Origin of the sequence: Streptomyces cahuitamycinicus (assembly GCF_002891435.1) — a bacterium.
Taxonomy (GTDB): domain Bacteria; phylum Actinomycetota; class Actinomycetes; order Streptomycetales; family Streptomycetaceae; genus Streptomyces; species Streptomyces cahuitamycinicus.
Genome location: NZ_POUC01000284.1, coordinates 1 through 10667, shown reverse-complemented (window position 1 = coordinate 10667; position 10667 = coordinate 1). Strand labels below are relative to the sequence as shown.

At 73.2% G+C, this 10667-nt stretch carries 10 protein-coding genes and 2 pseudogenes; 4 read left to right on the top strand and 8 right to left on the bottom strand.

The annotated features are described in order from the left end of the window. The first annotated feature begins 10 nt into the window (after window positions 1–10). Complete coding sequence (locus tag C1J00_RS29595; protein WP_245936555.1) at window positions 11–757, top strand: phosphatidylinositol-specific phospholipase C/glycerophosphodiester phosphodiesterase family protein; 747 nt, start codon at window positions 11–13, stop codon at window positions 755–757. A 120-nt stretch (window positions 758–877) separates the two neighbouring features. Next, window positions 878–1072 carry a hypothetical protein gene (locus C1J00_RS29590; RefSeq protein ID WP_102912059.1) on the top strand — a complete coding sequence of 65 codons (195 nt, stop codon included), beginning with the start codon at window positions 878–880 and terminating at the stop codon, window positions 1070–1072. 2 nt (window positions 1073–1074) lie between these two features. On the opposite strand, the gene C1J00_RS29585 is transcribed toward C1J00_RS29590, so the two are convergent. From C1J00_RS29585 to xylB, 6 genes and pseudogenes are all read right to left on the bottom strand, one after another. Then, window positions 1075–2310, bottom strand: coding sequence for a phosphodiester glycosidase family protein (locus tag C1J00_RS29585; protein WP_102912058.1), 1236 nt, complete (start codon window positions 2308–2310; stop codon window positions 1075–1077). Between the two features lie 129 nt (window positions 2311–2439). Continuing rightward, on the bottom strand, window positions 2440–3612 hold the full coding sequence (locus tag C1J00_RS29580) for a bifunctional class I SAM-dependent methyltransferase/NUDIX hydrolase (RefSeq protein WP_102912057.1): 1173 nt from the start codon (window positions 3610–3612) through the stop codon (window positions 2440–2442). Between the two features lie 3 nt (window positions 3613–3615). After that, complete coding sequence (locus tag C1J00_RS29575; RefSeq protein ID WP_102912056.1) at window positions 3616–4014, bottom strand: luciferase domain-containing protein; 399 nt, start codon at window positions 4012–4014, stop codon at window positions 3616–3618. A 94-nt stretch (window positions 4015–4108) separates the two neighbouring features. Continuing rightward, window positions 4109–4737, bottom strand: a pseudogene (locus C1J00_RS29570) (N-acetylmuramoyl-L-alanine amidase). 270 nt (window positions 4738–5007) lie between these two features. Beyond that, window positions 5008–6216 (bottom strand): ROK family transcriptional regulator, encoded by a 1209-nt coding sequence (locus tag C1J00_RS29565; RefSeq protein WP_102912055.1) that lies wholly within the window; start codon window positions 6214–6216, stop codon window positions 5008–5010. Between the two features lie 15 nt (window positions 6217–6231). Beyond that, window positions 6232–7677 (bottom strand): xylulokinase, encoded by a 1446-nt coding sequence (xylB, locus tag C1J00_RS29560; RefSeq protein WP_102912054.1) that lies wholly within the window; start codon window positions 7675–7677, stop codon window positions 6232–6234. Between the two features lie 130 nt (window positions 7678–7807). On the opposite strand from xylB, the gene xylA reads away from it, so the two are divergent. Further along, window positions 7808–8974 carry a xylose isomerase gene (gene xylA, locus C1J00_RS29555; RefSeq protein WP_102912053.1) on the top strand — a complete coding sequence of 389 codons (1167 nt, stop codon included), beginning with the start codon at window positions 7808–7810 and terminating at the stop codon, window positions 8972–8974. A gap of 219 nt (window positions 8975–9193) precedes the next feature. Next, window positions 9194–9574, top strand: coding sequence for a hypothetical protein (locus C1J00_RS29550; protein ID WP_342751762.1), 381 nt, complete (start codon window positions 9194–9196; stop codon window positions 9572–9574). A 157-nt stretch (window positions 9575–9731) separates the two neighbouring features. On the opposite strand, the gene C1J00_RS29545 is transcribed toward C1J00_RS29550, so the two are convergent. Both C1J00_RS29545 and C1J00_RS29540 read right to left on the bottom strand, forming a co-directional pair. Next, a complete protein-coding gene (locus C1J00_RS29545; RefSeq protein ID WP_102912052.1) occupies window positions 9732–10322 on the bottom strand; it encodes a GNAT family N-acetyltransferase in 591 nt (196 codons plus the stop codon). Then, window positions 10319–10667, bottom strand: a pseudogene (locus C1J00_RS29540) (SWF or SNF family helicase); the annotation flags it as partial. The gene C1J00_RS29545 and the pseudogene C1J00_RS29540, both read right to left, overlap by 4 nt.

Here is a 10667-nt window from a genome sequence, read left to right as displayed (position 1 = left end):
CTCGTAGTCGTTGTGGCGCGCCCATGCCCACAACGACTACGAGCACCCGCGCCCGCTGTTCGACGCCCTCGACCACCGCTTCGGCAGCGTCGAAGCCGACATCTACCTCGTGGGCGACCAGCTCCTCGTCGCCCACGACCCGGAGGATCTCGACTCCTCCCGCACCCTGGAGTCCCTCTACCTCGCCCCGCTCGCCGCCCGCGTCCGCGCCCACCACGGCACGGTGTACCGGGGTCACCGCGGCTCGCTGAATCTGCTCATCGACATCAAGACCGAGGGATCCTCGACCTACCTCGCACTCGACCGCCACCTCAAGCGCCACCGCCACCTGTTCACGACGTACGCCCACGGCCGCGTCCGCCGCGGCCCGGTCACCGCCGTGATCTCCGGCGACCGCGCGGCCCGCGCGCCCATGGAGGCCCAGACCGTCCGGCGCGCCTTCTACGACGGCCGCCTCGCCGACCTCGGCAGCCCGGCACCGGCCTCCCTCATCCCGCTGATCAGCGACAACTGGACGCTCAACTTCACCTGGCGGGGTGTCGGCGCCTTCCCGGCCGCCGAGCGGCAGAAGCTGCGGGACATCACCAGGACCGCCCACAAGCGGGGGCAGAAGGTGCGGTTCTGGGCCACCCCGGACCTGGCCGGCACCGCCCGCGACGCGCTCTGGGGCGAGCTGCTCGCCGCCGGCGTCGACCACCTCAACACCGACGATCTCGCAGGACTGGAGGCGTTCCTCGACGCCCGGCGGGCTGTCTAGGTGCAGGAGGACACCACACGTTCGGCGGACAGCTCAGCCGCCCGGACGAACCCTCCGCTACGCCACACTTGCGGCCGAACGCCGTGAACAGGACATGGCGGCGTGGCGGAGGAGTTGACGATGGCCATTTCCATCTCTGTGGTGCTGCTGCTCGTGATCCTTGCGGTGATCTTCCTGCGCAACGGCGGGCTGAAGGTCTCCCACGCGCTGGTCTGCCTGCTGCTCGGCTTCTACCTGGCCGGCACCAGCATCGCGCCCACCATCCACAGCGGCATCACGGCGACGGCCGAGATCGTCAGCGGCCTGCGGCCCTGACATCACCCGGAGAACACGCCGATACCGTTCGGGACGGGGCGTTCGGCGCCGTCGCTGGGGTGGTTGCGCACGGAGACCGCGCTCGCGCCCGGCTGCCGCGCGACCAGGGTCGACGAACCGCCGCCGTCCAGGCTGAAGGCGTCCTCCGCACCCAGCTTCCGCAGGGTCCCGACGACTTCGGCGATCGTCAGGCCGCTGCGGTAGGCGGCGGCACCGTCCAGCGCGAGCAGCAGCACGCGCCGCCCGCCGTCGGCGATCCCCACGGCGGTACGGACGGCCGACGTCGTGTTGTCGAGCCCCGGCGGCGGCTGACCGCCGGAGAGCACCGGGTAGCCGCCGACGGCGAGCCGGTAGGCGACGCCGTCCCCGGCCGCCACGAGACCGTGCTCGACCTCGACCGATTCACCGGTGGAGAACTCGCGCAGCTGCTGGGCACCCGCCTCCCGGCCGACCAGCACGGTGGTTCCCGCGGCGATGGGACCGCTGCCCGGGGTGTCGGCGGCCGAGACGACCCGGCCGTCGCGGACCGTCACCTCATAGGTGTCCGTGCTGCACGGAGCGGCACGGTCGGTGTCCGTGCCACACGTGGCGCGCACCCGGGAGACGCTGCCCCACTCGGAGGTGAACGCACCGACCGAACCCACCGGCAGCGCGTACTGATTGAGCCCGCCGAGAGGCAGCTGCGCCTCGGCCGTACTGACCGACCCCTTCAGCGTCAGCCGGTCCAGCCGCGCCCGCCCGTCGGTGCCGACGCCGAACACGTCCTCGGTGGTCGTGCCGGGCGGCAGCGCCGGCCCGAAACGCTGACCGTTCGGCACGGCCGCCTTGAGCGTCCGCCCGGCCGCGATCGCCGGACCCACGCTCGCGCCGGTCGCCTCGACACCGGGGTGCTGCGTCTCGGTGATGTTGAAGAAGTCACCGTTGACACCGGCAACCGCGCCCTGGCTGTTCGCCATCGCCGAGACCCGCCCCCGTACGGCCACCCCCCCCGGGTACAGCAGATCGACCCGTACCTGCGGGTTGCCCAGGTCGACCCTCAGCACGTGTGCGTGCGTCATCCCCTTGGCCGCCTCGATGTCGAACTCCTCGTACGTCACGCCCGGTGCGACCCGCACGCCCTTCTGGACGGCGCCGGCCGGAGCCGCCCCCGCCAGGGCCGCACCGGTCAGCGCGCCGAACGCCGTGAGGAACGCCAGTACCGCTCTGCCCGCACCGCGTCGCCCGCGACGACCTGCCATCGTGCCCCCCCTGATGCCTCGTCAACTGTCGGGAGTCTCAGGGGCAGTGCACCAGACCACGGGGGTCGGCAGGGCGGCTGAGCGCCTCCTGCGCGGGAACGGCTGGAAAATCGCACCCCTCTGGGTGCTTCAGCTGTCGCCCGTCCCGGTGTCGTACGGCGTCCAGTGCGCGGGCGTGTGGTCGATCGGCAGACCGGGGCGCCAGGCGGTGAGGGCCTGCGCGCTGCACACGAACAGCTGCTCCGGCAGCCGGTCCAGGGCGAACCAGCGCCAACGGCCCACGCTCTCCCCGGGCTGGTCCGACGGCTCCCCCTGCCAGCCGGTGACCAGGGCAGGCACGGTCACGCGGACGACACCGCCCGCGTCGTCCAGGAGCGTCCCGAGCAGCCGGACGTCATCGGGCCGCGCCGCGAGGCCCGTCTCCTCGCCGAGCTCCCGCACGACCGTCTCCCGCAACGACTCGCCGGGCTCCACCGTCCCGCCCGGCAATTCCCACGTCCCGCGCCGGTGGCGGCCCAGAAGCAGCCCGCGCGGCCCGTACAGGACGGCACCCACCCCGATCGCGGCGTGCGCCGGCGGCGCCTTGTCGACGCGCGGCCGGGAGGAGACCCGGACGGGCCGGGTCACCCGGAAGAGCCGGTAGGAGGCCCTGTTGCCCTCCTCCGGCATGTCGAGGACGTCGATCCCCTCCAGGCGGAGCCCGTACTCGGTGAGCAGCGCAGTCCAGACCTCCGGCGCGAGCACCCACATGTGCACGGTGACCTCACCGCCACCCGCCAGCCGCAGGATCTCGGGCCGGGCGACGACCCGGTCCGACGGTCCGTCACCTCGGCTGTTGCTGTGCAGCACCGTGAAGCAGAGTCTGCCACCCGGCCTCAGCGCCCCGGCGAGGGCGGGCAGCAACCGGTGCGGATCGACGTACGGGACGGCGTTGACGGAGTAGACGACGTCGTACGGCTCCGCCGCCCGCAGATGCTCCACGGCGTCGCCGAGGACCAGCCGCAGCCCGGGCAGTGAGCCGTAGCGGGCCCGGGCCCGCTCGTACTGCCCGGCCGAGGCGTCGACCGCGTCCACCAGCGCGCCGTGAGCCCGGACCAGGTGAGCGGCGTGCCGTGCCGTACCGCAGCCGAGGTCCAGCACCCGCCGGCCCGTCAGCTCTCCGAGCACCTCGCTCCCCGGTCCGCCGCCCTCGAACCCCCAGTCGATGCCCGCCGCTTCGGGCAGCACCGTGCCCCGTCGCAGATGGTGCTCCGCGTAGGCGTCCCAGGCCTCGGCGTTGACCGACTCCGGTTCGTGGCCCAAGGTTCAGCCTCCCGCCACGGCGTCTCGCGGAAGCACCGTGACCCGGCGGAAGTTGCACCCGGCCGGTCGCGGCCCGTCGTCATCGGCGGGGGGCGTCTGGTGGGCCTTGAGAGCGATGCTCACCAGGCTCAGCAGCAGGTCGACGTCCGCCTCGCAGTCGAGGTGGATCGTCGCCCAGCCTGAGCCGGGCAGCAGGTGGATCGCGCTCGACCCGGCGAGGTCGGCATGGATGCGCTGGATGGCCCGGCGGGTGAGGTGGAGGTCCACGTCCCGTGAGGAGTGGAAGTGAACGATCTCGTCACGGACGGAACGGAGCGCCTTTCCGGTACCGCAACTCGCCGGGCCCGCCATGAGGTCGGGCCAAGCCTGCAGGCGCTCCATGGCGCGCTGGGCCAGAGTCATGACCCCATCGTCGCCTGCTCACCGGTCCGCAACCAGGGGTTGAGCGATTTGTAACCGGGACGTGAGGTGGATCGCAGTGCTTCCGACCTGCCTCTCAGGCGGACTTGACGAGTCTGAGGTAGCGCTTCCAGTCCCAGTGCCGGCCCGGGTCGGTGTGGTCGCTGCCCGGTACCTCGTGATGGCCGATGATGTGCGCCCGGTTCTTCGGGATGCCGTGCCTCTCGCAGATCGACGCGGTGAGCCGGGCCGACCGCTCGTACATGGCGTCGGTGAAGTACCCGGGCCGGTCCACCCAGCCTTCGTGCTCGATGCCGATGCTGCGGGTGTTGTAGTCCCAGTTGCCCGCGTGCCAGGCGATGTCGGAATCACGCACGCACTGCGCGACATGCCCGTCGGAGGAGCGCACCACGTAGTGCGCGGACACCTTGGTCCTGGGGTTCCGGAAGACGGACAGCGTGCCGGAGTAGGTCGTCTGTGCCACGTGGATGATCACGTAGTGCAGTGAGTGAGCGCGGGGGCGGTTGGACGGGGTGTAGTTCCTGCGGCTCGCCGGGTGCCACGCCGCTCCGGGGTGGTCGACGGCCTGGGGCGGGCATCGGCTCGAGTGCCGGAGAGCAGGACGGCGGGGACGGCGGTGAGGGCGGCGCCCGCGAGGATGCCTCGCCTGCTGGGAAAGGGGGTTGTCCGTTCCGTGTTCCGTTCCGCGTCCACATTCCGTTCCATGTCCAGTTCCGTGTTCAGTTCCATGGGTGTGTGCCTTCCGGGCTCGGCGGGAGGGTGTTTCGTGCTCGACTGCGCGGAGCGGCGGCGTTGCGGTCGCGGCCCGCGTGATCAAGTTACGACGCCTGCCGGCCGGTCAGGAGGACGCGGCACAAAACGGTGGACGGGGCCGCGACTGTGGACAACTCAATCACCCGGTCGGGTGATTGACGACGGAAGGATGGGGACGGAGGAGACCGAACCGGCCTCGGTCGGCTGTGGGCGACGGCCCGTTCAGGCCTGCCCGGCGACGGCCGCCGGATCGTCCAGCACCGCCCGGACCACCGAGTGCGCGGCCCCCAGCAGCGGGCCCTCGGGCCCCAGCGGGGACACGGTCACCGGGCAGACCGGACCTGCCGTACGGCGCGCCAGCTCGTCACGCAGCGAGGGCAGCAGCCAGGGCGCCAGGCCGGACAGTTCCCCGCCCAGGACCACGCTCTCGGGGTCGAGCAGGTTGACCGCCCCGGTCAGGGCCACACCGAGCGCCGTACCCGCGTCGCGCAGGGCACGGCGCACGTTCTCGTCGCCCTGCGCGGCGCGCCCCGCGAGCAGCCCGACCCGGTCTTCGCCGGGTTCCAGGCCGGCCGCACGCAGCACGGCCTCCTCACCCGCGTACTGCTCCAGACAGCCCCGGCCGCCGCAGGCGCACTCCGGCCCGTCCGGCCGGACGGGCACGTGACCCAACTCGCCCGCGAAACCGCGGGTTCCGCGCAGCAGCCCGCCGTCCACCACGACCGCCGCACCGATGCCGATCTCCGCCGAGACGTGCAGGAAGTCGCGGGGCGTGTCCTCACCCAGCCAGAGTTCGGCGAGGGCACCGAAGTTGGCTTCGTTGTCCACCGTCAGCGGGAGGCCGGCCGGCAGCAGGGTCCCGAGGTCCGTGTCGTGCCAGCCGAGGTTCGGGGCGCGTACGACGGTACGGCCGTCGCGCGCCACCAGGCCCGGCACAGCCACGGCGAGTCCGGCCGGCCACAGGCCCTCACCCTCCGCCTCGGCGACGACCTGCCGGATCAGCTCGGTGAGTTCCGCGAGCACGGGCTGAGGGGAGCGATCGCGGTTCGCTCCCTGCCGTATCGCCCGCGCCCGGGTCGTGCCGCGCAGGTCGACGGCGCAGACCGCGAGGTGGTCGACGCCGACCTCGGCGCCGATGCCCGCCGGGCCGCGTCCGCTGACGGCGAGCGCGGAACCGGGCCGGCCCACCCGGCCGGGCCGCTCGGGCCCCAACTCTTCGAGGAGCCCCGAGCGGATGAGCTCGTCGACGAGCGTCGAGACCGCCGCCCGGGTCAGGCCGATCCGCGAGGCGACGGCGGCCCGGGACAGTGGCCCCTGCGCGCGGACGGTGTGCAGGACACGGGCGAGGTTGCGGCGGCGCATGCCCTGCTGGGTGTCGGGCAGCGCGCGTCCCGGTCCGGAGGGACGGGCCTCGTGCAGCGGTGCGGTCATGCCTGACGCCAGTCCTCAGTGGGTGTCCGTGGGCCGCTCCAGCAGCGGAGCCGCGTCGGAGAGTACCCCGGCGATCCTGGCCAGCGTCTCCTCGTCCCGATCGACGGCGTCGAGCACCGGCCCGGCCGCGGTGTCCCAGCGTCGGGCGACCGCCGCCGGGTCCTCCCCGGTGAGCAGCCCGGCCGCCTGCGCGGCGGCACCGAGCGCGACCAGCTCCCTGGCCTCGGGCACCTGCACGGGACGCCCCGACAGCCGCCGCACGGTCTCCTGCCAGGCGGTGCCCCGGGCCCCGCCGCCGATCAGCAGCAGTGGCTCCGAGGGGGCGGCGTCCTCGTCGAGGACCAGGTCGAGAGCGCCGAGCAGGGAGTGCACGGCACCGTCGTAGGCTGCCTGGAGCAACTGGCCGGCGGTCGTGTCGTGCCGCAGGCCGTGCAGCAGGCCGGAGGCGTTGGGCAGGTTCGGGGTGCGTTCGCCGTCCAGGTAGGGCAGGAGCGTCACGGCCGTGCCGGGCTCCACGGCCTCGCGGTCCAGGCCCAGCAGCGCCGCGACACGGTCGACGGCGAGCGTGCAGTTCAGGGTGCAGGCCAGCGGCAGCCAGTCGCCGCGGGCGTCGGCGAAGCCCGCCACCGTGCCGCTCGGATCGGCGGGCCGGTGCCGCGACACGGCGTACACCGTGCCCGAGGTGCCGAGGCTCATCACCGGCACGCCCGGCCGCACACCGAGGCCCAGCGCGGCGGCGGCGTTGTCGCCCGTGCCGGGCGCGACCAGGGTGCCCCGGGAGAACGGCAGGTCATGCCCGTCGCGCACCGTACCCGCCACCTCGCCGGGCCGGACCACGCGCGGCAGCAGGGCCGGGTCGAGCCCCACGTGCGCGAGGATCTCCTCGTCGTACGCTTCCGTGCCGGAGGCCCACCAGCCCGTACCGGAGACGTCGCCGCGGTCGGTCGTGCCCTGTCCGGTGAGCCGTTCGGTGAGGTAGTCGTGGGGGAGGCGCACGGCCTTCGTGGCACGCACCGCCTCCGGCTCGTGCTCGGCCAGCCACGCCCACTTCGTGACCGTGAACGAGGCCGCGGGCACACTTCCGGTGCGGTCGGCCCAGAACTTCGCGCCGCCCAGTTCCTCGGTCAGCAGGCGGGCCTGCGGAGCCGAACGCACATCGTTCCACAGCAGGGCCGGCCGCACCGGCTCGCCCCGGCCGTCCAGGGTGACGAGGCCGTGCTGCTGCCCGCCGACCGACACGGCGGCGGCCTCGTGCGCCGCGTCACCGCACTGGCGCAGGGCTTCGCAGAGCGCGTCCCACCACTGGCGTGGATCGGTCTCGCGCCCCGCCCCCGAGGAGACCGTGTGCGGCGCCTGGCCGCTCGCCACCACCCGGCCGGTGGATGCGTCGACCACCAGCGCCTTGGTGGACTGGGTGGACGAGTCCACACCGACGACGAGCGGACCCTCGGCTGCTGACATCGGGCTTCTCCCTACTGCTCGCGGCACGTGTCTCCGTTCGGAGGCACCTTGTCTCTTCCCAGAGAGGTGCTCGCATACTAATTTGTAAACCGGCATGACGAAATAGCCTCAGCGAGCAAGGAGCCGCGGCATGAGCTACCAGCCCACCCCCGAGGACAGGTTCACCTTCGGACTGTGGACCGTCGGCTGGCAGGGACGCGATCCCTTCGGCGACGCCACGCGGCGTGCCCTCGACCCCGTCGAGACGGTGCAGCGCCTGGCCGAGCTGGGCGCCCACGGCGTGACCTTCCACGACGACGACCTGATCCCGTTCGGCTCGGGCGACACCGAGCGCGAGGCGCACATCAAGCGCTTCCGGCAGGCGCTGGACGCCACGGGCATGAAGGTCCCGATGGCCACCACCAACCTCTTCACGCACCCCGTCTTCAAGGACGGCGCGTTCACCGCCAACGACCGCGACGTGCGGCGCTACGCCCTGCGCAAGACCATCCGCAACATCGACCTCGCCGTCGAGCTCGGTGCCGAGGTGTACGTGGCGTGGGGCGGCCGTGAGGGGGCCGAGTCCGGCGCCGCCAAGGACGTCCGCGTGGCCCTGGACCGGATGAAGGAGGCCTTCGACCTGCTGGGCGAGTACGTCACCTCCCAGGGCTACGACCTGCGCTTCGCCATCGAGCCCAAGCCCAACGAGCCGCGCGGCGACATCCTGCTGCCGACCGTCGGCCACGCCCTCGCGTTCATCGAGCGCCTGGAGCGGCCGGAGATGTACGGCGTCAACCCCGAGGTCGGGCACGAGCAGATGGCCGGGCTGAACTTCCCGCACGGCATCGCGCAGGCGCTGTGGGCGGGCAAGCTGTTCCACATCGACCTCAACGGCCAGTCCGGCATCAAGTACGACCAGGACCTGCGCTTCGGCGCCGGTGACCTGCGCGCCGCGTTCTGGCTGGTCGACCTGCTGGAGTCGGCCGGCTACAGCGGTCCGCGCCACTTCGACTTCAAGCCGCCGCGCACCGAGGACCTGGACGGCGTGTGGGCCTCGGCGGCCGGCTGCATGCGCAACTACCTCATCCTCAAGGAGCGCGCCGCCGCCTTCCGCGCCGACCCGGAGGTCCAGGAAGCCCTGCGCGCGGCCCGTCTCGACGAGCTGGCCCAGCCCACCGCCGCGGACGGCCTCCAGGCACTGCTCGCCGACCCGTCGGCGTTCGAGGCGTTCGACGTGGAGGCGGCTGCCGCGCGCGGCATGGCCTTCGAGCACTTGGACCAGCTGGCGATGGACCATCTGCTGGGGGCACGTGGCTGAGTCCACGAGCGCGTGAAGGCCCGGTGGCCGGGTCCCTGCGCGCCGGTCCAGTGGCCGGGGTCCCTGCGCGCGTGCGGATCCAGTGGCCGGGTCCCTGCGCGCGTGCGGGCCCGGCGGCCGGTGTCAGTCGGCCGACGGGCCCGTCATGCCGCGGAATCGTGCGATCCGCGCCATGAGTCCGTATCAGCTTCCGTGCGCCCCTCCCGGTGTGAGCGGTACGTGGCGACTCTGGTCGGTATGGCCCTGCCGCCCGTACCGCCGCATCCGCCCCGGCCTCCCCGGCGCCGGAATCCGCTGCTGATCCTGCTCGCCGTGCTCGCGGCCGTCGCAGCCGTGTCCCTGGTAGTGCTGATGGCCTCCGGCAGGGGCGACTCGCCGGACGCCGAGCCGTCCAACGGGAGCACGAGCGGCTCTCCGGAACCGTCCTTCGGTGTTCCCTCCGACCTGCCGACCGACCTGCCGACCGGGCTGCCGAGCCGACTGCCGTCGGGCTTCCCGACTCGGCTCCCGAGCGATCTGCCGAGCGATCTGCCCAGCGATCTGCCGAGCGGCTTCGAATCGCTCCTGCCGTCCCTGGACGTCGGCGAGTTGGTGCCGTGACGCCCGGGCGGCGTCGAGCCAGTGCCTGACGCCCGGCGTCGTGCGGGTGCCCGATGCGTGAGCGTCGCTGAGCGGTGCTCGACGCGTGAGCGTCGCTGGACCGGTGCCCGATGCCCGGGCGTCGCTGAGCCTGCCCGGGCGCTGGGAGGCGGCCGGGCTAGCGCCCGGATGCCTCCTGCACGCCGAAGCCGGAGGCCTCGCCGTCAGCCGGGACCGGGGCGACGAACACCACCATGTCCGTCTCCTCACCCGGCAGGGGTGCGGGCTCCAGCCATCCGGCCCGGCGGTAGAAGGCCAGGGCGTCCGGGGCGCCGTTCCAGGTCATCAGCCAGGCCCGGCCGCCGGGTGCGCCGGAGCTGAGAGCGGACAGCAACCGCCGCCCGAGACCCGTACCGCGGGCCCGGGAGCGCACGCCCAGTTCGTCGATCTCGAAGCAGCCCACGAGGAGCTCGCTCACCCGCTCGGCACCGAGCCGCCGGGTCACCTTTCCGTAGGCACGGTCGGTTCGGAAGGGCGCCTGGGTGGTCCAGCCCGTGGCGAAACCGTCCACGCCGCCGTCCTCCGACAGAGCCAGTACCGCTCGGAAACCCGGACGGCGCACGTCCGTCTCCAGGCGCTCACGGAACTCCACCCGGGTCTCCTCGGCGTCCCGGGGCTCCCAGGGCGGTGCCGTGAAGACCTCGGCGTACGCCTCTGTGAGCTCGTCGTCGACGGTGAGGACGTCCGGTCCGTACCACGTGAGTGTCACTGGGAGTTCGTGTCCGCGGGGGCGAGTTCCATCGACGCCGGGCCCGTCACGGAGGCCAGGGCCGTCGCCGGATCCTGGGCGGGGCCCGCCGCGGGCAGCCAGCGGCCGCGGTCCTCGCGGTAGGGCCACCAGCGGCCGTCCCGGCCGAGACGCAGCTGGACCGGCGCGCCGGCGAGCGTCCACCGGTTGCCCCGCTGCCGCAGCTCCGGCCGTTCGGCGGTGTCCCAGGCCGACTCCAGGGCGGCAAACGCGCGTGCGAGCGTCTCCCCCTCCACACGCCACTCCTCGTCGAGGACGGAGAGTGCCGCCGTCCCGCCGTGACGCCAGGCGCGCACGGCCGTCGCC